Origin of the sequence: Amycolatopsis sp. NPDC047767 (assembly GCF_040704195.1) — a bacterium.
GTDB lineage: Bacteria > Actinomycetota > Actinomycetes > Mycobacteriales > Pseudonocardiaceae > Amycolatopsis.
Genome location: NZ_JBEYSJ010000006.1, coordinates 316,817 through 339,630, shown reverse-complemented (window position 1 = coordinate 339,630; position 22,814 = coordinate 316,817). Strand labels below are relative to the sequence as shown.

24 protein-coding genes are annotated in these 22,814 nt (G+C 70.7%); 13 read left to right on the top strand and 11 right to left on the bottom strand.

Translation table 11 applies throughout. The features are described 5' to 3' along the window. The first annotated feature begins 13 nt into the window (after positions 1-13). Complete coding sequence (locus tag AB0878_RS14515) at positions 14-571, top strand: hypothetical protein (protein ID WP_366579890.1); 558 nt, start codon at positions 14-16, stop codon at positions 569-571. Positions 572-928: 357 nt separating this feature from the next. Here AB0878_RS14515 and AB0878_RS14510 read toward each other — a convergent pair whose 3' ends face one another. Then, positions 929-1,423, bottom strand: coding sequence for a hypothetical protein (locus tag AB0878_RS14510; protein ID WP_366579888.1), 495 nt, complete (start codon positions 1,421-1,423; stop codon positions 929-931). Positions 1,424-1,550: 127 nt separating this feature from the next. Here AB0878_RS14510 and AB0878_RS14505 point away from each other — a divergent pair, with 127 nt between their 5' ends. Beyond that, entirely contained in the window at positions 1,551-3,446 is a 1,896-nt protein-coding gene (locus tag AB0878_RS14505; protein WP_366579886.1) for an acyl-CoA dehydrogenase, read from the top strand. Here AB0878_RS14505 and AB0878_RS14500 read toward each other — a convergent pair. Further along, entirely contained in the window at positions 3,430-4,305 is an 876-nt protein-coding gene (locus AB0878_RS14500) for an AraC family transcriptional regulator (protein WP_366579884.1), read from the bottom strand. The two genes, AB0878_RS14505 and AB0878_RS14500, sit on opposite strands and share 17 nt — an antisense overlap. Positions 4,306-4,395: 90 nt before the next feature. Between AB0878_RS14500 and AB0878_RS14495 the strand changes: the two genes are divergently transcribed. The 3 genes from AB0878_RS14495 to AB0878_RS14485 all read left to right on the top strand — a co-directional run bounded on the left by AB0878_RS14495 (position 4,396) and on the right by AB0878_RS14485 (position 6,360). Then, entirely contained in the window at positions 4,396-5,289 is an 894-nt protein-coding gene (locus tag AB0878_RS14495; RefSeq protein ID WP_366579882.1) for an MBL fold metallo-hydrolase, read from the top strand. Between the two features lie 103 nt (positions 5,290-5,392). Next, positions 5,393-5,533: a hypothetical protein gene (locus AB0878_RS14490; RefSeq protein ID WP_366579880.1), complete on the top strand. Its 141-nt coding sequence runs from the start codon at positions 5,393-5,395 to the stop codon at positions 5,531-5,533. Between the two features lie 95 nt (positions 5,534-5,628). Continuing rightward, positions 5,629-6,360 carry a hypothetical protein gene (locus tag AB0878_RS14485; protein ID WP_366579878.1) on the top strand — a complete coding sequence of 244 codons (732 nt, stop codon included), beginning with the start codon at positions 5,629-5,631 and terminating at the stop codon, positions 6,358-6,360. A 27-nt stretch (positions 6,361-6,387) separates the two neighbouring features. Here the strand turns inward: AB0878_RS14485 and AB0878_RS14480 are convergent, their stop codons facing one another. Further along, on the bottom strand, positions 6,388-7,071 hold the full coding sequence (locus AB0878_RS14480; protein ID WP_366579876.1) for a hemolysin III family protein: 684 nt from the start codon (positions 7,069-7,071) through the stop codon (positions 6,388-6,390). An 87-nt stretch (positions 7,072-7,158) separates the two neighbouring features. Here AB0878_RS14480 and AB0878_RS14475 point away from each other — a divergent pair, with 87 nt between their 5' ends. After that, positions 7,159-7,935, top strand: coding sequence for an isoprenyl transferase (locus AB0878_RS14475; protein ID WP_285972559.1), 777 nt, complete (start codon positions 7,159-7,161; stop codon positions 7,933-7,935). An 86-nt stretch (positions 7,936-8,021) separates the two neighbouring features. On the opposite strand, the gene AB0878_RS14470 is transcribed toward AB0878_RS14475, so the two are convergent. Beyond that, positions 8,022-8,267, bottom strand: a complete 246-nt coding sequence (locus tag AB0878_RS14470) for a hypothetical protein (RefSeq protein ID WP_364050513.1) — start codon at positions 8,265-8,267, stop codon at positions 8,022-8,024. A 735-nt stretch (positions 8,268-9,002) separates the two neighbouring features. Between AB0878_RS14470 and AB0878_RS14465 the strand changes: the two genes are divergently transcribed. Both AB0878_RS14465 and AB0878_RS14460 read left to right on the top strand, forming a co-directional pair. Then, entirely contained in the window at positions 9,003-10,289 is a 1,287-nt protein-coding gene (locus tag AB0878_RS14465; RefSeq protein ID WP_366579873.1) for a PhoH family protein, read from the top strand. A 101-nt stretch (positions 10,290-10,390) separates the two neighbouring features. Continuing rightward, positions 10,391-11,176 carry a hypothetical protein gene (locus tag AB0878_RS14460; RefSeq protein ID WP_366579872.1) on the top strand — a complete coding sequence of 262 codons (786 nt, stop codon included), beginning with the start codon at positions 10,391-10,393 and terminating at the stop codon, positions 11,174-11,176. Positions 11,177-11,219: 43 nt separating this feature from the next. Here the strand turns inward: AB0878_RS14460 and AB0878_RS14455 are convergent, their stop codons facing one another. Continuing rightward, complete coding sequence (locus AB0878_RS14455) at positions 11,220-12,659, bottom strand: GuaB1 family IMP dehydrogenase-related protein (RefSeq protein ID WP_366579871.1); 1,440 nt, start codon at positions 12,657-12,659, stop codon at positions 11,220-11,222. A 67-nt stretch (positions 12,660-12,726) separates the two neighbouring features. Here AB0878_RS14455 and AB0878_RS14450 point away from each other — a divergent pair, with 67 nt between their 5' ends. Then, positions 12,727-13,209, top strand: a complete 483-nt coding sequence (locus AB0878_RS14450) for a DUF309 domain-containing protein (RefSeq protein WP_366579869.1) — start codon at positions 12,727-12,729, stop codon at positions 13,207-13,209. Between the two features lie 2 nt (positions 13,210-13,211). Here the strand turns inward: AB0878_RS14450 and AB0878_RS14445 are convergent, their stop codons facing one another. After that, positions 13,212-13,940 carry an SDR family NAD(P)-dependent oxidoreductase gene (locus tag AB0878_RS14445; RefSeq protein WP_366579867.1) on the bottom strand — a complete coding sequence of 243 codons (729 nt, stop codon included), beginning with the start codon at positions 13,938-13,940 and terminating at the stop codon, positions 13,212-13,214. A 72-nt stretch (positions 13,941-14,012) separates the two neighbouring features. Here AB0878_RS14445 and AB0878_RS14440 point away from each other — a divergent pair, with 72 nt between their 5' ends. Further along, positions 14,013-14,780 (top strand): helix-turn-helix transcriptional regulator, encoded by a 768-nt coding sequence (locus AB0878_RS14440; RefSeq protein WP_366579865.1) that lies wholly within the window; start codon positions 14,013-14,015, stop codon positions 14,778-14,780. Here the strand turns inward: AB0878_RS14440 and AB0878_RS14435 are convergent. Further along, positions 14,777-15,400, bottom strand: a complete 624-nt coding sequence (locus AB0878_RS14435) for an MBL fold metallo-hydrolase (protein ID WP_366579864.1) — start codon at positions 15,398-15,400, stop codon at positions 14,777-14,779. The genes AB0878_RS14440 and AB0878_RS14435 overlap by 4 nt on opposite strands. 107 nt (positions 15,401-15,507) lie before the next feature. On the opposite strand from AB0878_RS14435, the gene AB0878_RS14430 reads away from it, so the two are divergent. After that, positions 15,508-16,728, top strand: coding sequence for an NADH:flavin oxidoreductase/NADH oxidase family protein (locus AB0878_RS14430; RefSeq protein WP_366579862.1), 1,221 nt, complete (start codon positions 15,508-15,510; stop codon positions 16,726-16,728). On the opposite strand, the gene AB0878_RS14425 is transcribed toward AB0878_RS14430, so the two are convergent. Then, complete coding sequence (locus tag AB0878_RS14425) at positions 16,688-17,335, bottom strand: Pr6Pr family membrane protein (RefSeq protein WP_366579860.1); 648 nt, start codon at positions 17,333-17,335, stop codon at positions 16,688-16,690. The two genes, AB0878_RS14430 and AB0878_RS14425, sit on opposite strands and share 41 nt — an antisense overlap. Positions 17,336-17,404: 69 nt before the next feature. Further along, positions 17,405-17,872, bottom strand: coding sequence for a MarR family transcriptional regulator (locus tag AB0878_RS14420; protein WP_366579858.1), 468 nt, complete (start codon positions 17,870-17,872; stop codon positions 17,405-17,407). A gap of 154 nt (positions 17,873-18,026) precedes the next feature. Between AB0878_RS14420 and AB0878_RS14415 the strand changes: the two genes are divergently transcribed. Together AB0878_RS14415 and AB0878_RS14410 are read left to right on the top strand one after the other, a co-directional pair. Next, the gene (locus AB0878_RS14415) at positions 18,027-18,569 is read left to right on the top strand and encodes a VOC family protein (protein WP_366579856.1); all 543 of its coding nucleotides are present in this window, start codon (positions 18,027-18,029) and stop codon (positions 18,567-18,569) included. 43 nt (positions 18,570-18,612) lie between these two features. Then, positions 18,613-19,620 (top strand): iron-containing alcohol dehydrogenase, encoded by a 1,008-nt coding sequence (locus AB0878_RS14410; protein ID WP_366579854.1) that lies wholly within the window; start codon positions 18,613-18,615, stop codon positions 19,618-19,620. 197 nt (positions 19,621-19,817) lie between these two features. On the opposite strand, the gene AB0878_RS14405 is transcribed toward AB0878_RS14410, so the two are convergent. Then, positions 19,818-21,107, bottom strand: coding sequence for a S53 family peptidase (locus tag AB0878_RS14405; RefSeq protein WP_366579852.1), 1,290 nt, complete (start codon positions 21,105-21,107; stop codon positions 19,818-19,820). A 124-nt stretch (positions 21,108-21,231) separates the two neighbouring features. Next, entirely contained in the window at positions 21,232-22,755 is a 1,524-nt protein-coding gene (locus AB0878_RS14400; RefSeq protein WP_366579850.1) for an ATP-dependent DNA ligase, read from the bottom strand. Positions 22,756-22,814 lie beyond the last annotated feature (59 nt).

Below are 22,814 nucleotides of genomic sequence, written 5' to 3'. Positions count from 1 at the left end.
GGTGGTGGAACACATGGGACGAGGTTGGAAGGGCCGCGGCGGCTGGCAGCAGGCCGAGGTGCCGTCGGCCGAAGACGCGGCCGCCTGGCTCGGCGGCCGCCTCCCGGACGGCTGGTTCACGGGCGACCCGGAGGTCACCGTCGACCGCGAGGAGATCATCATCGTGGGCGAGCTGCCCGCGCTGACCGGCGAATACGCCGACGACGCGGCCCGCGCGGCCGCCGAGGACGGCCGCATCAGCCGGTTCCGCGAAGACACGCGCGACGAGCGCATCGAGATCGCCCGGCAGGCCGAGCACCGCTACCAGCGCAAGGTCGCGTGGGGCGCCAAGCTCGGCGGCACGAAGGTGCTGTTCACGACGTTGTCCGCGCCCGTGATGACACGGCTGCGCCAGCCCGAACGCCTGGTCCTCGACACCCTCGTCGCGGCCGGCGTCGCCCGCTCGCGCTCCGAGGCCCTGGCCTGGGCCGTCCGGCTCGTCGGCGAACACGCCGACACCTGGCTCGCCGAGCTCCGCGACGCGATGACCAAGGTCGACGACCTGCGCTCGAAAGGCCCGGACCTGAGCTGACAGCCGGGTACCGACGGGGACCCTCGCGCTTCGGTGCGAGGGTCCCTTTCGCGTATGGGGCGGCTGACGGGCGCGGGTAGTGGCGTGGCCGGACCGGCGCGAAAGTCCCCGCCGCGGGCGAGCCGGCCAGTCTCGGTCGCCCTCCCGCGCTGGTGTTCGCGGGGGACGCTCCGGGCCCGGGTTCTCGTTGCGGCGCGAGAGTTCCCCGCACGCAGGGGCCGGTTGTCGATGGCTGCGTGCGCGGTTGTGGTGGGGTTCCGTCGCCCGGCCACTCTCGTCTGGCGCGAAAGTCCCCGCCGCAAGCGAGCTGGCCACCCTCCGTTGCCGCACGGCCGTTCCGTCGCCCGAGTGTGCCGGTCAGACCCGGGAACGCCACCGTCCCCGCAGAGTCCGGCGGTCCGTCCGCGTCAGCAGGCCGTCGGAGTCGCGGCCCCAGTGCCCGCCGTGGGAGTCGGTGAACTGCAGGCCCGGGACGGCGGCGGTGGAGTACAGGTCGTCGGCCGGGAGCTGGGCGTGGCCGAAGGGCAGGCCGCGCACGGCGGTGGCGCCGGGCGGGACGATGGCGAGCTGCAGTTGGTGCGGGGTGTTCTCGTCGGGGCGGCGGACGGTGACGGTGCAGTCGAACGCGGGGGCGTCGCCGCCGTTGTGGACGCACACGACGTAGTCCTCGGCGCGGTCGTGGCGGCCGCCCTCGTCGAGCCAGGCGGACACGGAGTGGGCCTGTTCCTGCTGCCGGATCTCGGGCTGGTCCTTGCGGTTGAGCAGCATGATCCACACGTACGACGCGAACCCGAGCAGTGAGCCGGCACTGCCGATCGCCGAGACCCACGTGGCGGTGACTTGCGAACTCATCGCCGCGGGCTTTCCCCGCCGGGACAGCCACCAAACGATCGAGTCGTCTTCGTCACCTCGACCTGCGACGACGCGGCGGCGGGAGCAGGCTTACCAGTGAGTAGCCCAGTCTCACCGAGGAGGAGCCGTGGACATCCCTGCCGTTCCCGCGAAGGTGGATCCGGACGCGCTCACCGCCGTCCTCGACGGCCGCTGGGCCGAGCTGCGCGGCGGTGTGCGTGCGCAGATGTCGGCCGAGGAGTTCCGCGATCTCGTCGACCTGGACATCGAGGCGCACCGCGCGCAGGTGCTCGACCAGCTGCGCAAACTCGCCGCCACGGACCGGCCCGCGCTCGGGTTCGACCGCGCGTACGGCGGGCAGAGCGACATCGGTGGTTCCGTGGTGTCGTTCGAGATGCTCGGCCTCGGTGACCTGTCGCTGATGGTCAAGGCCGGCGTGCAGTGGGGGCTGTTCGGCGGCGCCGTCCAGCTCCTCGGAACCCAGCGCCACCACGAGAAGTACCTGCGGCGCATCATGGACCTCGACCTGCTCGGCTGCTTCGCGATGACCGAGCACGGCCACGGCTCCGACGTGCAGCACCTGCACACCACCGCGACGTACGACCCGGCGGCGCAGGAGTTCGTGGTCCACAGCCCGGATCCGGGCGCCACCAAGGAATACATCGGCAACGCGGCCCGCGACGGCCACGCCGCCGTCGTCTTCGCGCAGCTCGTGACGGGCGGCGAATCCCGTGGCGTGCACGCGTTTTTCGTGCCTATCCGCGACGACTCCGGCGAGCCCATGCCCGGCGTCACGATCGAGGACTGTGGCCGCAAGGCGGGCCTCAACGGCGTCGACAACGGCCGCCTGGCCTTCGACCACGTCCGCATCCCGCGCGAAGCGCTGCTGAACCGCTTCGGCGACGTCGCCGAGGACGGCATCTACTCCAGCCCCATCGAAAGCGACGGCCGCCGCTTCTTCACGATGCTCGGCACGCTCATCCGCGGCCGCGTGAGCGTCGGCGGAAGTGCCGGCAGCGCCACGAAACGCGCGCTGACGCTGGCGATCCGCTACGGCGAGCAGCGCCGGCAGTTCAAGCGTCCCGACGGCGACGAGGTCGTGATCCTCGACTACCTCGGCCACCAGCGCAAGCTCCTGCCTGCGCTCGCGAAGACGTACGCGCTGCACTTCGCGCAAGAAGAGCTCGTCGCGAAGCTGAACGACATCGCGCCCGACGCGCCCGAAGAGGAACAACGCGAGCTGGAATCCCGCGCGGCCGGCCTGAAAGCCGCCAACACCTGGCACGCCACCGCCACGATCCAGGCCGCCCGCGAAGCCTGCGGCGGCGCCGGTTACCTGTCGGAAAACCTGCTGGCCGGCCTCAAAGCCGACACCGACGTCTTCACGACCTTCGAGGGCGACAACACGGTTCTGCTCCAGCTCGTGGCCAAAGGCCTTCTCACGCAATACAAAGAGCACTTCGAAGACCTCAGTCCACTTGCGACCGCGCGCTTCGTCGCCGAACAACTCGTGGGCGCGGTGTTGGAACGCACCTCCGCCCGAAAGTTCGTCGAACGCCTGACGGAATCCGACGACGCCGAGGTGCTCTTCGACCGCGAATGGCAACTGCGCCTCTTCGAGGACCGCGAGGAACACGTGCTCGACGGCGTCGCCAACCGCCTGCGCAAGGCCGCCGACGACCCGTTCGGCGTCTTCAACGCCGCGCAGGACCACGTGCTGCGCGCCGGCCGGGTGCACGTGGATCACCTTGTGCTGTCGGCGTTCGCCCGCGCGGTCGACGCGTGCGCCGATCCGGAGGCCGCGGCTTTGCTGTCGCGGGTGTGCGATCTGTACGCCCTGTCGGCCATCGAGGAGGACCGGGCGTGGTTCCTGGAGCACGGACGCCTGACTTCGTCGCGGTCGAAGGCGGTGACTGCCGCGGTGAACGAGTTGTGTGCCGAGCTGCGCCCGCACGCTCGGACTTTGGTGGACGCCTTCGCGATCCCGGCGCAGTTCCTGGCCGCGCCTATGCTGCGGGACTGAGCCGGTACTGGCCCGGGGCCACGCCGAAATGTCGTTTGAAGGCGTGGGAAAACGCGTACGGCGAGCCGTAGCCGACCTGCCGCGCGATGGCGGGCAGCGCGCGGTCGCCGTCGCGCAGGAGGCGCGCCGCGGTGGCCATGCGCCACCACGCGAGGTAGGCCATCGGTGCGCGGCCGGTGAGGGCGGTGAAGCGGCGGGCGAGCGTCGCACGGGACAGGCCGACCTCGGCGGGCAGGTCCTCGAGCCGCCACGCGCGCGCCGGGTCCGCGTGCAACGCCTGCAGGGCCGCGGCGATTTCGGGGTCCTGCAACGCTTTCGGCCAGCCGGCTTGCGGGTGGTCGGCGAACCACGCACGTACGAGGTAGACGAGCAGCAGGTCCAGCAGCCCGGCGACGGCGGCGTCGCGACCGGGCCGGCTGCCGTGCATCTCACCGCCGAGCAGCGTGATGGCCGTGCGCAGCTCGGTGTGCTCGCCGACGCGGGCCGGCAGGTGCACGACGTCGGGCAGACCGTCGACGAGGAAGTGCGCTCGCGAGTGGTCGAAGCGGTACTTGCCGCAGAGGAGATCCGTGCCGCCCGCCGGATCGTCGACGGCGGTTTCGAACGGGACCGCGCGCCGGCCGTCGGGCGTAGCCGACAGGACGTGGGTGGCGCCGCGGGGCAGGAGCACGGCGTCGCCGGGGCTGAGCTGCACGGGTTCGTCTTCGGTGAGCAGCCAGCCGGTGCCCCGCAGGACCACGTGGAACCCGGCGCCCGCGTACGGCGCGAACCGGTAGCACCACTCGCCGCCGACGCGCAGCCGGTTGGACGACGGCTCGCCGGTGCGCATCACGGCGATCGCGTCGCTGAGCACATCCATGCGCCCAGTGTAAGGCGATGAGACTTTTGCGCATCGATTCGCAGATTTGAAGCATTGGAATGCTCATCGGTGCGGCTTAACGTCGAGAGCATGATTCAGCTCGGTGAAGTCGAAGTGACCAAGGTCGTCGAGTGGTCGGGCGACATCGCGCCCGTGTCCGCCGTTCTGCCGGACACCCCGGCCGAACTCTGGCGCGACAACGAGGAGTGGCTCGCGCCGCGGCACTGGCACCCGGAGGCCGACGCGTACCACGCCGCCGTGCAGACGTGGGTGCTGCGCAGCGAGGGCAAGGTGATCCTCGTGGACACCGGGGTCGGCAACGGGCGCACTCGGCCGCAAATCCCGCTGTTCGACCACCTCGACACGGACTTCCTGGCACGCCTGGCCGCCGCCGGCGTGCAACCGGGCGACGTCGACGTCGTGGTCAACACCCACATCCACTACGACCACGTCGGCTGGAACACCCGCGCCGACGGCGACGGCTGGGTCCCGACCTTCCCGAACGCCACGTACCTCATCCCGCGCGCCGACCAGGAGTGGTTCGATCCGCGCAACGCCCACCGCCGCTCCGTCGACCCGCTTCGCTTGCAGGGCAGCCTGCTGGTCTACGCCGACAGCATCACGCCGGTCCTCGATCGTGCCGTGCTGTGGGAGGACTCGTACCGCATCGACGGCAACCTGATCCTTGAGTCCGCGCCCGGCCACACGCCCGGATCTTCCTTGCTGCGCTTGACTTCCGGCTCGGATCGCGCGGTGTTCGTGGGGGATCTGCTGCACAGCCCAGTGCAGATCCTGGCGCCCGCGCACAGCAGCTGCTTCTGCGAAGACCCCGTTCAGGCCGCCACCACACGCACCCGGGTCCTGACCCGCGCCGCCGACCTGGGTGAACTGGTCGTCCCGGCCCACTTCGCCGACGCCTCGGCCGTCGAGCTCCGCCGCTCCGGCTCCGGCCTCTCCATCCACACCTGGCGCGACGCCACCTGATCGGCCCCGCGCGGCGACCCCGGGCCGCCCGCTACCCTTCGGCCAGGCGCCGGTTCTGCCGCTGCCTGGGGGGATTCCATCCCCATCACTGGAGGTCCTGGCCTTGACAGCCACCCGGGGGACCAGCCACGCCACCCTGCTCACCGCCGCCAAAGCCGGCTGGGCGACGACGTTCCGTTACGCACTACTGGTTTTGATCAGCCGGGGGACCGTGGGAGCGGCGGTGCTCTTGTTGCTGCGGTGAGCCAGGCGTAGAGCACGAGCCAAATCGACGCCGGCGATTCGAGCATCGCCGGCTACCTGGTTCAGTGCGGCGAGGTCGAAACCGCGCACTGGGCCTTGACCTGCACGGACGAGCTCCTCCGGATCGGCTCGGTGGGGTGCTGGCTGGAGTTGCGCGGCCGCGGTACTCCATCGGGCGGCGGCATGATGCCGGCGAAAGCCCTGGCGCTGGCCTCGGTCTACGTGCGCGAGGGCAAGCCGCGGGACCTCATTCGTGGCCGCCGGAAGCTGACCGGAAACGTGGGCGTCGTTCCCCCGGAGCATCGGGAACGACGGCCGTCCTTCGAGGCTGGGTGGTTGGCGCTCCCGCGGGATCACGGGGTCGGAGACGACGCTCGGGACTACTGGGAGGAGCCCTCCGCGCAACTCGCTCGGCCATCCGTGGCAGTCGCTGCCTTGCCGAGCTCCGAACCCGAGGGCCTCGTCGTGTCCGACGCGATCATGCGGTGGTCGAACGGCTTCACCAAGTACAACCTCACTGAAGACCTGATCCGCAACGACGTCGGTTACCTGCGAACCGCGGGTCAGTTCCTGATCATCGAACGAACCGCGGCACCCGACGCGCACTACATCCAGTCGATGCGGCGCCCGCAGGGTGACTATCAGATCGAGTACCGGGCTGGTGGCCCGCAGGAGCACTTCCAGGCATACGCCAGAAATCGCCCCCAGGTTGTCGCTGCCCTGTGGGGCTGGTGCACCCGTGACAAGGCATGGCGCGACCGACTCGAGTGGACGAACATCGGCAGCATGCTCCTCGATCCGGGCCGGAGAACCCGGATCGAGGAGTGAGAGGATCGACCCCTCGAAGCACCGCAGCTACGCGTACAACGCCAGCCAAATCGCGATGTAATGCGACACCGCCGCCAGCACCGTGCACGCGTGGAAGTACTCGTGGTACCCGAAGGTCTCCGGCCAGTGGTTGGGCCACTTCACCGCGTAGAACACCGCGCCCAGGGTGTAGAACAGGCCGCCCACGCAGATGAGGACCAGGGCGGCGACGCCGGCGTGGTGGGCGAGTTCCGGCATGACGAAGACGGCGACCCAGCCCAGGGCGATGTAGATCGGCACGCCGAGCCAGCGGGGGGCGTGCGGCCACAGCATCTTCATCGCGACGCCCAGGATGGCGCCGCCCCAGACGATGGCCAGGATGATGTAGCCCGTGGGCTTCGACATGGCCAGCAGGGTGAACGGGGTGTAGGTGCCGGCGATGAACAGGAAGATCATGGAGTGGTCGGCGCGCTTCATCCACTTGTACGCGCGCGGGCTCCACAGGCGGCGGTGGTAGAGAGCGCTCACGCCGAAGACGCCGAGGACGGTCAGGCCGTAGACGGACGTCGCCAGCGCGGCCAGGGGTGAGACGGTCGACGCGGCGAGGCTGACCAGGACGGCGGTGCCCGCGACCGCGCCGAAGAAGGACCAGAAGTGGATGTGGCCGCGCAGGCGCGGGCGGGTGTCCACTGGCGCAGGGCCGGACGGTGGGGGTTCGGTCGTCACGCTCACCGACCCCACGCTACGGGAGCGTAGGTTTTTCGCCACCCCCCGTGGCGCGTCACACGTGTGACGCGGGGGTGCGTACGCTCAGCCGACGTGAGCCTCCGGTCCTTCCTGTCCGACGTCGTCTACAGCGTCTACGGCCGCCGCCTGATCCAGCAGGCGCGGGGCCGCCATCCTCGGCACATCGCGATCATGCTCGACGGAAACCGCAGGTGGGCGCGCGAAGCCGGGTTCACCGACGTGGCCGACGGGCACCGCGCGGGTGCCAAGAAGATCGCCGACTTCCTCAGCTGGTGCCGCGAGGCCGACGTCGAGGTCGTCACCATGTGGCTGCTCTCGACCGACAACCTCAACCGCGACCCCGACGAGCTCGAGCCGCTGCTGAAGATCATCACCGACGTCACCGACGAACTCGCGGGTCCCGCCGTGCCGTGGCGGCTGCGGATCATGGGGGCGCTGGACCTGCTGCCGCTGGACGTCGCGAAGAAGCTCACCGCCGCCGCGGCCCGCACCGAGGACCGCACCGGCATGGAGGTCAACATCGCGGTCGGTTACGGCGGGCGACAGGAAATCGCCGATGCCGTGCGCAAGCTGCTGCTGCAGCACGCCGACGAGGGCACGTCGATCCGCGAGCTGGCGAAAATCCTCGACGTGGACCACATCTCGGAACACCTGTACACGTCCGGCCAACCGGATCCCGACCTTATTATCCGAACGTCAGGAGAGCAGCGGCTTTCCGGATTCCTGCTCTGGCAGTCGGCGCATTCGGAATTCTGGTTCACGGAGGCCTACTGGCCCGCATTCCGGCGCGTCGACTTCCTTCGCGCGCTTCGTGACTACGCCTGGCGGCACCGCCGCTTCGGAACCTGAGGCGCCCGGTCGGAGAAAACCCGGGCACAGCGGAAGAGCCCCCGGAGTCGGAACTCCGGGGGCTCTTCCGTAGCCGAGGTCGGCTATCAGCCGTGGTGCTCCAGCGAGTGGAGGACCAGCGCCGGGGTGGTGGCGATGCCCGTGTAGGCACCGGCGACCAGCGAGGCGGCACCGAAGCCCAGGGCCCCGCCACCCTCGATGAAGGTCGCGTAGGCGTCGCCGAACGTCGGGTCCGGGGTGTAGCCGTGGTCTGCCGGCGAGGCGAACGCCGTGCCGCCGATCATCATCAGGCCCGCAGCGGCACCGGCGACGATTCCAGCCTTCTTCAGCACTTCGCACACTCCTAGGTAGAGATATCTGGGATCCGGGGCACCGAAGTTTCCGGTGGTGTGTCCCGCAGTGAGAAAATTACCCTCGCCGGGCCCGAAATGAATGCCGCGTACGCCCATTGTGTGAGGCCGAAATCGCGTGGTTCACCCGGTCCGGTCCTGTCTTCAGGACGCGAACTGCATTCTCGTCCGGCCCGTGGTACAAGCCTTTGCGCTGATCTCGTGAACGCGTTCGGTGATCTTTTTTCCATGATCATGCCACCGCGTGATCGCTCGATCGCTGACTCGGTGACGCAGCGTGACAGTGACGGGGTGTCGATGTCGGACGACCTACGGTGAGGTGACGAATGAGCGAATCACCTGTGTGGCTGCCTGCACGAACCGCGATCCGTCGGTACCTTCCGGAAGTGAGGGCACGCGTTCCGTGCGGGTCCTCGCGGGAGGCCCTGGTCGTGGCGTTGATCGAGGGGGCGGCACAGCCGCCCACACGATGCACGAGGGGGCCGGCACCCGGCCCTCGTGGCCGTGCCCGCTGACGTAGCCAACGTCAGGGAGCACGGACCCAGCCAGGGAGGTGCCCGGCCCAGCGAGTGCGGGCGTGGGGTGCAACACGCCCTCGAGGGAGATGCCGTCGTGACTGCGCAGCGTTCACCCCGCAAGGCCTCTGGCCGTTCTTCGACCGGTGCCTCTGGCCCGGAGAAAGCCTCGATCTCGCCCGAATCCGGGCAGTCCACGTACGTGCTCGACACGTCTGTGCTGCTCTCCGACCCGTGGGCGGTGACGCGGTTCGCCGAACACGCGGTCGTGCTGCCCCTGGTCGTCATCAGTGAACTGGAGGCGAAGCGCCACCACCCCGAGCTCGGCTGGTTCGCCCGCGAGTCGCTCAGGTTGCTCGACGACCTGCGGCTCAAGCACGGCCGGCTCGACGCGCCGATCCCGATCGGCGACGAGGGCGGCACCCTGCAGGTGGAGCTCAACCACACCGACCCGTCGGTGCTGCCCGTGGGCTTCCGGACCGACTCCAACGACCACCGCATCCTCGCGTGCGCGCTCAACCTCGCGGTGGAACGGCCGTCGGTCACGCTGGTGACGAAGGACATCCCGCTGCGGGTCAAGGCGGGGGCCGTGGGTCTGGCCGCCGACGAGTACCGCGCGGGCGAGGTCACGCCGTCGGGCTGGACGGGCATGGCCGACGTGGACGCTCCTCAGGAGCTGATCGACAGCCTCTTCTCGGGCGGCACCGTCGACCCGGTCGAGTACGGCCTGCCCGACGTGGGTGAGCTGCCGTGCCACACCGGTCTGCGGCTGCTCGCGGGCAGCTCCAGCGCCCTGGGCCGCGTCACGGCGGACAAGCGCGTGCGGCTGGTGCGCGGCGACCGCGAGGCGTTCGGCCTGCACGGCCGCTCCGCCGAACAGCGCGTGGCCCTCGACCTGCTGCTCGACTCGGACGTCGGCATCGTGTCGCTGGGCGGCCGCGCCGGCACCGGCAAGTCGGCGCTCGCGCTGTGCGCCGGCCTCGAGTCAGTGATGGAACGCCGCCAGCACCGCAAGGTCGTGGTGTTCCGCCCGGTTTACGCCGTCGGCGGCCAGGACCTCGGCTACCTGCCCGGGTCCGAGAGCGAGAAGATGCAGCCGTGGGCGCAGGCGGTGTTCGACACCCTCGGCGCGCTGGTCAGCCAGGACGTGCTCGACGAGGTCTTCGACCGCGGCATGCTCGAGGTGCTCCCGCTGACCCACATCCGCGGCCGCTCGCTGCACGACTCCTTCGTGATCGTCGACGAGGCCCAGTCGCTGGAACGCAACGTGCTGCTCACGGTGCTCTCCCGCCTCGGCACCGCGTCGCGCGTGGTCCTCACGCACGACGTCGCCCAGCGCGACAACCTCCGCGTCGGCCGCCACGACGGCGTCTCGGCGGTGATCGAGAAGCTGAAGGGGCACCCGCTGTTCGCGCACGTCACGCTGACGCGCTCGGAACGGTCGCCGATCGCGGCGCTGGTGACGGAAATGCTGGAGGACCACGGCTGATCCGCTCGTGAGCCTGCCCGTCCCGAAACTGGGGCGGGCAGGCTCACGGTAGTTTCAGGTTCCCGGCCAAACGTCGGCCGGAGAACGGACATACAAACTTCGTGAGCCAGATCGAACTCTGCGCAGACCGCCCGGCTTGGCTCAAGATGGTGTGGCGCGGCTGGGCTCGGCCGGGAGCGACCAGCTCCGTCGAGGATGAGGCGGTCGCTGTGCGTGCCTACCGCCATTGGCGGCACGCCGAGGAGTTGCTGGACGTAGCGACGTCGGAGTTCCATCGAATTGACATTGTCACCACTCTCAAGCGGGCAATCGACCATCGGGTGCGATCTCTGCGCGAGATGTACCAGCTCAACCGGCTGAGACAGGTCGTGGGAGAGAGGAAGATCGGGGATCTGGAAACATTGCAGCGGCTGAACGTCTCTCGGCAGTTCATGCTGGGCAAGCTGATGCTGATCCGCAACGCCGTGGAGCATCAGGATGCGGTTCCACCGGCGGTCGCTGAGTGTCGCGAGCTCGTCGAATTGGTGTGGTATTTCCTGAAGTCGACTGACGCCTTGTTGTGCGTTCCACTGACTGAGGTGAATCTTGATTCCTCCACCACGGTGGAAGATGGCAGCTCCTCCCACTCGGAGGGCGGCGTGACTCTGTCGTTTGACTTCGAGACGTGGCTACCGAAGATCGCGGGGAATATGCCCGAGCGGCACTTCTCCCCGGTAGCTAAGCCAGGCTGGGCTGAAGTTCGCCTCGATGCCCTCGACGTACATGACAAGTGGGTGAGTTTCGCGGGTACAGTCCATGGCCCGCGCGAGGTGCTTTGGTCGATGTGGCGGGACTACTTCGCATGGGCTGCCGGCGGGCCGAGGGCAGTGCTTTACGAAGAGCATTGACTGGCTTGTCGCCACCCAGGTTCGGGTGGCGACAAACGCGTCCTCACCAGCCAGAAGGCAGCGGCCGTCCCTCCGCGAACCCGGCGGCCGACTGCACGCCCAGCAGCGCGCGCTCGTGGAATTCCTCCATCGTGCGCGCGCCGGCGTAGGTGCAGGACGAGCGCACGCCCGAGCAGATGGAGTCGAGCAGGTCCTCCACGCCGGGGCGGTTGGGGTCCAGGGCCATGCGCGACGTCGAGATGCCCTCTTCGAACAACGCCTTGCGGGCGCGCTCGAACACGTTGTCCGTGCGGGTGCGGGCGCCGACGGCGCGTTTGGACGCCATGCCGAACGACTCCTTGTACGGGCGGCCCTGCTCGTCGTAACGCAGGTCGCCCGGGGATTCGTGGGTGCCGGCGAACCAGGAGCCGACCATGGCGGCCGAGGCGCCCGCGGCGAGCGCCAGTGCGACGTCGCGCGGGTGGCGGACGCCGCCGTCGGCCCAGACGTGCTTGCCCAGCTCGCGCGCGGCGGCAGCGCACTCGGCGACGGCGGAGAACTGCGGCCGGCCGACGCCGGTCATCATGCGCGTGGTGCACATGGCGCCCGGGCCGACGCCGACCTTCACGACGTCGGCGCCCGCGTGGATGAGGTCGCGGGTGCCCTCGGCGGTGACGACGTTGCCGGCGACCACCGGGACCGCGGGCGAGATCGCGCGGACGGCCTTCAGCGCGGCGATCATCTTCTCCTGGTGCCCGTGGGCCGTGTCGACGACCAGCGTGTCGACGCCCGCGGCCAGCACGGCCTCGGCCTTCGCGGCCACGTCGCCGTTCACGCCGATCGCGGCGGCCACACGCAGGTTGCCGCCGGCGTCGGTGGCCGGGGTGTAGACGCCCGCGCGCAGCGCGCCGACGCTGGTCAGCACGCCGGCGAGGCGGCCGTCGGCGTCGAGGCCGAGCGCGAGGCGCCCGCCGTGGGTGTGGAGCAGGTCGAAGACCTCGCGCGGCGGCGTGTCCAGCGGCACGGCGACGGTCGCGGGCTGCGCGATCTCGGCCAGGCGCGCGAAGCGGTCGACGCCCGCGCACGCGGCTTCGTCGACAACGCCGACGGGGCGGCCTTCGCCGTCCACGATCACGACGGCGCCGTGGGCGCGCTTGTGGACCAGGTTGAGGGCGTCGGCGACGGCGTCACCGCCCGTGAGCACGAGCGGGGTGTCCCAGACGGTGTGGCGGCTCTTCACCCACGTCACGATCTCGGCCACCGCGGCGGTGTCCACGTCCTGCGGCAGCACCACCAAGCCGCCGCGGCGGGCCACCGTCTCGGCCATCCGCCGCCCGGCGACGGCCGTCATGTTGGCCACCACCACGGGGATCGTCGCACCGGTGCCGTCCACAGTGGACAGATCGACGTCGAAGCGGGACTCCACGTCCGAGCGGTTCGGCAGCAGGAACACGTCGTCGTAGGTCAGGTCGTGAGGGGGCACGTGCCCGTCGAGAAAGCGCACGAGTCCCCAGACTACGTGCCGGAAGCTCCGGACGCGAACCCGGCGTGACCCGTGGAACAATGCCGTTATGAACGGCCGTGATCGCGACGAAACGGGCCGAGCGCGCAACGCCCGCCCGCGCGACGGGCTCGGCCGGCCCCTGCCGTACGGCGCCGATGGCGTCGCCCGCCAGCCGGAAGGCGTGGTCCGCACCCCGGCGGGGACGCTCGCCGAAGCCCAGCAGCTGCTCGACGAGGGCCGCCCGTTCCACGCCCACGAGGTCTTCGAAGACGCGTGGAAGGCCACGGACGGCCCCGAGCGCGAGCTGTGGCGCGGCCTGGCGCAGCTGGCCGTCGGCATGACCCACGCCCTGCGCGGCAACGGCACGGGCGCCGTCGCGTTGCTGGAGCGCGCCGCGGTGAACCTCGAGCCGTTCGCGGCCGCGCCGCCGCACGGGATCGACGTCCCCGGCTTGCAGAAGTGGGCGCGCGACCTGGCAGGAGAAGCGAAGACGCGCGTGCGCGCCGAACCGGCGGCGCCGCGGCTGAGTTCTGCCGGCACCACGCCCTGAGGTCACCAGGGCACGGGCCCGTCCTCGTTGAGGAACATCCCGGTCGGTGCCGCGGCGCCCTGCGCGACCAGGTCGAGGACCACGCGCGCGCCCTGTTCGGCGGTGCGGGGGCCGGTGTGGCCGTTGAGGTCGGAGGCGATGAAGCCGGGGGTGACGGCGTTGACGTGGAAGTGCGCATACGCGGGGTCGGCGCGGAACGTGGTCGCGTAGCGGATGGTGAGCATGACGAGCGCGGTTTTCGACGACGAGTAGGCGATGGTGTCCGTCGCGGCCGCGAACTGCGAGCCCTCCGCGGTGGTGAGGGCGAGCGACGCTGAGGTGCTGGCGACGTTGACCACGTGCGGCGCTTCGGCGGCGCGCAGGAGGTTCAGCATCCGGTGCGTGACGGCGGCGACGCTGAAGAGATTCGTTTCGTAGGCGCGGCGGAGGTGTTCCGCGGTCAGCTCGGCGGGTTCGACGGAGAAGCGCGCGCCGGCGTTGTTGACGAGGACGTCGAGCCTGCCGTGGCGGGTTTCGAGGTGGTGGGCGACGTCGTCGATGTCCGCCGCGGACGTCACGTCGAGCCGGACCGGCGTCACGGCCAGGCCTTCGGCACGGAGCTCGGCGGCGGTTTTCTCGCCGAGGGCGAGGTCGCGGCTGCCGAGCAGGACGGTGGCGCCCCGGCGGGCCAGACCGCGGGCGATTTCGCGGCCGAGACCCTTGTTGGCGCCGCTCACGAGGGCTGTGATCATGGCCGCCAGCGTCGTCGCGGGGCTCGGCGGTCACCAGGCCGCGACAGGGCCACCCGCGGTTAACCTGGGGACGTGAACGCCATCGGCGACTTCCTGCGTGCCCGGCGGGCGCTGGTGAGCCCCGCCGACGTCGGCCTGCCCGACGCCGGCCCGCGCCGCGTGCCGGGGCTGCGGCGAGAGGAGCTGGCCGCCGTCGCGGGCGTGAGCGTGGACTACTACGTGCGCCTCGAGCAGGGCCGCGACCGGCACCCGTCGCCGCAGGTGCTCGACGCGCTGGCTCGCGCCCTCCGCCTGGGCGACGACGGCGCCGCCCACCTGCACCGACTCGCGTCACCGCCCCGCGTCACCGGCGGCGAGCTGCCGGCTGGGGTGCGTGAACTGGTCGAGCACAACGCCGCCCCGGCGCTCGTGTGGGGACGGCGGATGGACGTGCTCGCCGCCAGCCCGCTCGCCGTGGCGCTGGCGCCGATGTACCGGCCGGGCACGAATCTCGCCCGCGCGTTTTTCCTCGACCCCTCGGTGCGTTCGCTGCACCCGCATTGGGCGGCGATGGCCCGCAACGTGACCGCGATGCTCCGCGCCCGGACCGCGCTGCTCGATCCGGCGCTGGACGCCCTCGTCGCCGAGTTGCTGGCGGCGAGCCCGGACTTCGCCCGGCTGTGGCCCCGCCACGACGTCCGCACGAACGCCGCTCCGCGCAAGGTTTTCCGCCACCCGGTGGCGGGTGAGCTGTCGCTGGGGCGGCAGGTGGTGACGGTGCCGGGCGGGGAGTGGGACGTGCTGATCTACCACGCCGAACCGGGCAGCCCTGCTGCCGACGCGTTGGGCCGGCTGGCTTAGCTCTCCGGCCAGTCCTTCGACGCCGCCTTTTCCTCGCCGATCGTCGTGCCCTCGCCGTGGCCGGTGCGGACGGACGTGGGGTCCGGGAGGGGGAAAAGGCGTTCACGGATGGACTTGACGATGGTGGGGTAGTCCGAATAGGACCGTCCGGTGGCGCCGGGGCCGCCGTGGAACAGGGTGTCGCCCGTGAAGAGGACGGACAGGTCGGGCGCGTGGAGGCAGACGGCGCCCGGGGCGTGGCCCGGCGTGTGGATCACCTTGAGGTCGGTGCCGGCGACGGTGATGGTCTGGCCGTCGGTGAGGTCGCCGTCCGGGGCGCGGTCCGGGTGCGTGAGGTCCCAGACGACGCGGTCGGCCGGGTGCAGCAGGATCGGCGCGCCGGTGCGTTCCGCGAGGGCGGGGGCGGCGTTGACGTGGTCGTTGTGGGCGTGGGTGCAGACGATGGCGCGCAGCGCGCGGTCCCCGACCACGTCGGCGATGGCGTCGGCGTCGTGCGCCGCGTCGATCACGATCACCTCCGTGTCGTCGCCGACGATCCACACGTTGTTGTCCACTTCCCAGCTGCCGCCGTCGAGCTCGAACACGCCCGACGTGACCAGGTTCTGCACTATCGCCGTCATGGTCTGCAGACCCTAGTGCCCCGGCGCCCGTCCGGCAGCCATACCGCCGGTACCTACTTTCCGGTAGACTTACTGCCGGTAAGTTAGCCGTGAAGACGGGAGTGCCCATGACCGCCGCTCGGGAACTGCTGGCCGAACCCCTCAAACTGCGCTGCGGCGCCGTCCTGCCCCACCGCCTGGGGAAGTCGGCGCTGAGCGAGCAGCTCGGCGACCGCCGCAACGCCCCGACGCGCGAGCTCGCCGAGCTGTACCGCACGTGGGCGCACGGCGGGGCGGGCCTGCTCGTGACCGGCAACGTGATGGTCGACCCCACGGCGCTCGGCGAACCCCGCAACGTCGCGCTGCCCGCCGTCCCCGATCCCGCCGCCTACGAGCCGTGGGCGCGCAGCGTGGCCGGCACCGACGCGCAGCTGTGGGCGCAGCTCAACCATCCGGGCCGCCAAAGCCCGCGATTCCTTTCCCGCCAACCGGTTGCGCCGTCCGCGGTGCCGTTCGGCAACCGCGGCGTCCGGACCGCGTTCGCCGCGCCGCGCGCCCTGACCGGCGACGAGATCGAGACGATCGTGGACCGCTTCGCGCTGGCCGCGCGGACGTTCGTCGACGCCGGGTTCGCCGGCGTGCAGCTGCACGGCGCCCACGGGTACCTGATCTCGCAGTTCCTCTCCCCGCTCACGAACCTCCGTGACGACGAGTGGGGCCGCGACCGCAGCCGCTTCCTGCTGGAACTTGTGCGCCGCGTGCGCGCGGCGGTCGGCGACAGCGTGCCCGTGTCGGTGAAGCTCAACAGCGCCGACTTCCAGCGCGGCGGCTTCGACGAGGACGAGTCGCTGCGCGTGGTCCGCGCACTGAGCGACGCCGGTATCGACCTGCTCGAGATTTCGGGCGGTACCTACGAAAAGGCGGTGATGATGGGCTCCGGACGCGAGAGCACCGCGCGCCGCGAGGCGTATTTCCTCGACTACGCGGCGAAAGCGCGGCAGGTGAGCGACGTCGCGCTGATGGTCACCGGCGGCTTCACCACCGCCGCCGGGATGGCGGACGCGTTGCGGTCCGGGGCGTTGGACGTGATCGGGCTGGGCCGGCCGCTGACCGTCGACCCGGAGCTGCCGGGGCGGTTGCTCGCGGGCGAGGACGTGCGCGCGGAACGGCTGTGCCCGCACACCGGGATCCGCCTGGCCGACAGCCTGCTCGAAGTCCAGTGGCACACGCAGCAGCTGCACCGCTTGGCGGCGGGCAAACCGGCCGACCGCGGCCGCGGCGCGTGGCGCGCGCTGGCGCACACGGGGATCAACGATCCGCTGAACGCGTTTCGGCGGGTGCGTGCGTGAGCCAGCCGTCGAGGACCTTCGCGACGCTCGCCAGCGCGACGAACAGCACGGCGATGAGCACGCAGTTCACGGCCACGCGGCCGTAACCGAGCTCGGCGGCGTTGACGAACGGGTACGGGTAGAACCCGCCCTGCGCGCCGCGGACCAGCGTGAACGCCAGCCACGCAAGCGGCCAGCAGACCGACCACGCCACCGTGCGCCACTGCAGGATCCGCGGCGACGCGACGAGGAACCCGAGCACCGCGATGATCGGCGACACGGTGTGCAGCATGACGTCGGCGAACAGGGCCGCGCCGCTGAGGTCGAACAGCCCGGACAGCGCGACGTGGTAGACCACGCCGGTCACCGCGATGCCGATCAGCGCGTCGAGCCACAGCACGCGCAGCAGCCCGTGGGCCCGCGCGCCGGCCACGAACGCGACGGAAGCCAGCAGCACCAGCACGTTCGACTCAATGGTGAAGTACGCGAACATGTTGGCGACGCGCGCGCCCGCTGAGGGATAGCGGCCCGGCGTTCCCGCGCTCACGAAGCCCTGCGTGACGAGCCCGATCAGGACCACGAGGGCCGTCACCCCGAACCAGGTCCGGGTCAGTCGCGTCGGTGGCATGCGGTGAGATTACGGTTCACCACCGCGTTTCCTCAGCTGAAACGGCCGGTGCCACCCCGTCGGGGGTGCTCAGGCAGGCGGTTCGCGCAGGCGTTCGGTGACCGTGCGGAGGGTGTGCAGCTCCGCGGCGGAAAGCCGGGAGGTCACGAGCCGGCGGACGCCGTCGAAGTGGGTGTCCATCGCCTTCGTGAGGAGCCCCTCGCCGGCCTCGGTCAGCTGCGCGTCGACGGCCTGGTGACCGGGCTGCGACACGCGGGCCACGAGCCCGCGGCTGTGGAGCCGGGTGATCAGCTTGGTCACGCCGCCCCGGCTGACCAGCAGTTTCTCCGCGAGGTCCTTCATGCGGCACCGGCCACCGGGCTGGAGCCACAGCTGGTAGAGCGTGTCGAACTCGGCGATCGACAGGTCGTGGTCCGCGCGCAGTTCGGCGTCGAGTACGCCGAGCACGCGCGCTTCGAGTTCGAGCAGCCCGCGCCAGGCGAGCAGCTCGTCCTCCGTCAGGTGGGGCACCGGGCGTTCCCCGTGCGACGCGGTCACACCCCCACCGTAACCGAGCGTGCTCGTTGGGCCGTTGGGGCCGTCGTGGAAATCTTGTTGACGTGGAAACAAAATTACGCGTACCGTCATTATCACATCGCCGGGAAAAGTGAGAGGAATCGTCATGGGTATTCGGACGACCGGGTGTCATCACATGGCTTTCGTCACCAACGACATGGAAGAAACCGTGAAGTTCTACAACGGGATTCTCGGATTCCCCATCGTGGTGACGCTGCAGCTGCCCGACCCGGACCCGTTTCCCGGTGCGGTGCCCGGGAACCTCGCCGGCAGCAGGCACTACTTCTTCCGCATCAGCGAGCAGGACACGATCGCGTTCTTCGAGTTCAAGGACGTCGAGATCGCGGCGGACAACTCGTTGCTCGGGGCGGGTAACCACCTCGCGATCACGGTGCCTTCCGAGGGCGAACTGCAGCACGCGAAATCGGTGCTGGAGGAGAACGGGATCAAGGTCAACAGCGAGCTCGACCACGGGTTCTGCCACTCGATCTACTTCGAGGACCCGGTGAACAAGATCGCGCTGGAGTTCGCCACGTGGCAGCACCCGTGCGACGTCGCGCAGCCGTTCCTGCAGGACCCCGAGCCGGTGCCGGCGGCGCTGGCCGCGATCGGCTCGGACGTCTACGGGCAGCACCTGCTGCAGTACACCCCGGACGGCCACGGTGGCGCGGACCGCTGAACCCGTCCGCCGATCCCGCGACGCGGCAGTTGAGCAGAACCTGGTGTGGGGCAAGGGATCCCTGCGAGAACTTCCCGCGGTCGCCGACGCCCTGGGTTGCCGCCGCGTGATGGCGGTGGCAGCCCGGTCGGCGGATCCGGCCGTCGTCCTGCTGCCGGGGCTGCTCGGCGGGCGCTACGTCGGCCGGTGGTCGGACGTGCCCGCGCACGTACCGGCCCACCAGGCCAACCTCGCCGTCGGCTCGGCGCAGGAAACCCACGCCGACGCGGTCCTGGCCATCGGCGGCGGCTCGACGATCGGGCTGGGCAAGATCGTTTCGCTCGCGCTGCGGCTGCCGCTGATCGCGGTCCCGACCACCTTCTCCGGCGCGGAGCGCACGTCGCGCTACTTCGTCACCACCGATCGCGGCAAGGAAACCGGGACGTCCGACCGGGTTCTGCCCCGCGCGGTGGTCTACGACCCCGAGCTCGTCGCCAGGCTGCCCCGCGAAGTCGTGGCGGGCAGTGGCATCGCCGCCGTCGCGCACTGCCTGGAGGTGCTGTGCCACCCGGCGAGCGAGGAAGCACTCGCGTCGGCCCGGGAAGGCCTGCTTCTGCTGTGGGACAGCCTGCCTTCGCTCACGGGCGGCGCCGGTGATCTCCCGACGCGCCAAGACGCCTTGGCCGGCGCCTGCTTGGCCGGGCACGCACTGCACGAGCTGCGCCGGCCCGGCGTGGTGCACCACCTTTGTGACCTGGTGTCCACGCGGCACGGGCTCGGGCGAGGCCTGCTGTACGCGCATTTTCTGCCGCTCGTACTGGACGCGTACGGCGACGCAGCCGTCGGGGCGCGTGCTGCTCTGGCGGAGTTGCGGCCCGGTGTGCCGGCTGAGCGGGCGGTGGCCGAGTTCGCGGTGCGGCTGGGACTGACTGCGGAGGTCGAGCCCGGGTTGGTTGCGGCGTCGGTTGGCCTTGGCGCAGCTGAGCTGCGGCCGTTGCTTGCCGAGTTGGCTCTGGCAGCAGGGGACCGGGCGGAGGCGGAGGTGTTCGAGCGGCTCGTCGGGAGCTGTTGACCTGCCTCGGCGAACGCTCAGGTCGCGTCGCTCAGTGAGTAGTTCGGCGGCGGTCGTTGTTTGGTGCGGCGGGCGCCGCCGAGGGCGAGGCACGGGCGCAGGGTTGGTCAAGCGGCTCGCCACTTGCCTCGGCGACAACCGCAGCGAAGGGCGCGACCCGCAGGCCGCGCCCTTCGCCGGAGTGGTTCAGGGCCGCGTCAGCGGAGCGCCTTCACCAAGGCGGGGACGAACACCGACGCGTCGACCGTGCCCCAGCCGCTGGCGATGTCGAAGCCCGGGGCGGCGGTGAAGCCCTCGACGCCGTCCTGGCTGTTGTCGCCGGTGGTGACGTCGACGATGCCGGCCTTGGCGCCCTTCGGGCCGAGCTTTTCGTACAGGGCGGGGTTGATCTGGCCGAGCTTGCCGTGGTTGGCCTGCACCGCCAGGGCGAGCACACCGGCGAACAGAGGCGCCGACTGCGACGTGCCGGAAACGCCTTCCATGCTGATGTCCGGGAACGAGCGCATCTTGCTGCCGGTGATCTTCTTGACGCCGTCCTGCCACGCCGGGCGCGCGTAGGCCTTCGACAGGCCCGCGCCTTCGCCGAAGCCGTTGTCGGCGACGTTCACCAGGTCGTCCGGCTTCGTGCGGGCGCCGGTGGAGTCGAGGTGCAGCTGCGTGCCGCCGAGGGTGGTCACGTGCGGGTCGCTGGCCGGCCAGCTCGCGACGCGGTACGGGTAGTTGCCCGGGCCCTGCAGGAAACCGCCGGTCGGGCCGTCGTCACCCGAGGACGCGACCATCGTGATGCCCGCCTTGCTCGCGCGCTCCAGCGCCGGGTCGAGCGTCTTGATGGACTGGAACGACGGGAAGTTCTCCTCGGTGGTGCCGAAGCTCATCGAGATCACGTCGGTGAGCTTGTGCTTCGTGAGGTAGTCGACGGCGTTCATCATCTCGGGCAGACCGGTGAAGCCCTGCGTCTCGGCGACCGGTGTCGCGGCGACGATGATCTTCGCGTTGGGCGCCATCGCGTGCATCATCGTGACGTCGAGGTCGGTCTCGCCGCCCCAGGACTCGCAGGTCGCCGTGTCGACGCCCGGGTCGGTGCACGCCGGCACCGAGCCCGACGGCTGGAGCACCTCGACGTTGGCCGGCGGCAGGCCGTGGCGCTGGGAGTACTCGTCGAGCACCTGCTTCACCTGGTCGTCGCCGAACGACACCAGCGTGGTGACGGTGGCGCCCGCCCCCGTGATGCCCTGGTTCCACAGCTTCGTGGCGTTGTACGCGACGCTTTCCCTGGGCAGCGCGGACATCGCGGCGTCGAGCTTCGCGACGCGCTCGGACACCGTGCGCGCGCCGATGAACGACTTCGCCGCCGCCGAGAAGTGGTGCAGCGGCGGAGCCGGCGCGTTCGTGGCCGCGCCGGCCGGAGCCGCCACGGCCGTGACGGCCAGCGCGACACCCGCGAGCAGGGTCATCGGCCGGGCGGCGGCCCGAACCCGAAAAGTCATGTCGTCTCCCCAGTGGTGAGCGATGCGGTACAGCCCACTCTCATGCATCGCCGGAGGGCACAACATCGACTTTCGTCTGGCCTTTCGGCCACGACCGGGCGAATTGACCGGTGATGTCCGGATGTCATTCGGCCCGATCGCCCCGCAGGAGACCGCGCACGGTGTCGATCGTGTCGGCGTCGGCCGCTTCCTTGTCCGGCCGGTACCGCACGACCCGCGCGAACCGCAGCGCCAGCCCGCCGGGGTAGCGCGTGCTGATCTGCGCGCCGTCGAGCTCGATCTCCACGACGACCTCGGGCCGCACGTACACGGTGTAGCTGTCGCGGTGGGTCTCGATCTCCTGGAACCGCTTCGTCTGCCACGCCAGCAGCTCGTCGGTCATGCCCTTGAACGTCTTGCCCACCATGATCGGCGGCCCGCCGTCCGGGTCGCGCGCGCCCAGGTGCAGGTTGGACAGCGTGCCCGTGCGCCGCCCGTGGCCCCACTCCACCGCGAGCACGACCAGGTCGATGGTGTGCACCGGCTTCACCTTCAGCCAGGCGCGGCCTCGGCGCCCCGCCGCGTACGGCGAAGCCAGGTCCTTCACCATCACGCCCTCGTGGCCGCCCGCCATCGCCGCGTCGAGCACCGCCGCCGCGTCGGCCGGCTCCACCTCGCCGGGGATCACGTGCTCGCCCGCGACCTTCCGCAGCGCCGCGTTGCGTTCCGACAGCGGCGCGTCGAGCAGGTCCACGCCGTCGAGGTGCAGGCAGTCGAAGAAGTACGGCCGCAGCAGCAGCGCCCGCACCTGTTCCTCCCGCGTGCTGCCGAAGCGGCTCATCGTCTCCTGGAACGGCCGCGGCCGTCCGTCGTCGGTGAGCGCGAGCGTCTCGCCGTCGAGCACCACAGACTCGCACGGCAGCGCCCGCACGAGGTCGACCAGCTCCGAGACGCTGGCCGTGATCTCCCGCAACGTCCGCGTGTACACGTGCACTTCCGTGCCCTGGCGGTGCACCTGGATGCGCGCACCGTCCATTTTGTACTCGACGATCGCGTGCTCGTGTTCCGCCACCGCCTCGTCGAGCGATTCCGCGGGCGACGCGAGCATCGGCTTGATCGGGCGCCCGAGCGTGAGCCGGAACTCGGCCAGCCGCGCCGCGCCGCCCGTCATCGCCGCGTAGCCCGTGACGGAAAGCTTGCCGGACAACATGAACGCCCGCCGCACGTCCGCGGCGTCCACCTCGGCCGCCGCCGCGACGGCGTCGACCATCACGCCCTCCAGCGCACCCTGCCGCAGCTCCCCGGTGACCAGCCGGAAGAGGAACTCCTGCTCGCCCCGAGTGAGCCGCGTGAACAGCGCGGTGAGCACCTCCGCGCGCCGCTTCACCGACCCCGCCCCCGAAGCCGCCGCGACCTCCGTGAGCGCCTCGTCGACCTCCCGCACCTCGACGGTCGGCGTTTCGGCGGGCTCGACGGCCAGCTCCGCGAGCGTGCGCCACCCCGCGCCCAGCCGGTCCTGCGCCGTCTGCCCCGTGAGGTACGCGATCACGGCCGGCAGCTCGGCCGTCTCCGCGGCGCGCAGCACCGCGGCGAGGGTGGCGATCTTCGCCTTCCTCGACCGGGTGGCCGCCAGCTCGGCGGACGCGGTGACGATCTCGGTGAGCAGCACCCGACCATCATGACCCGCGGCACCGACAGTTTCCCGGCGAACGGCATCTGACCTGGAAA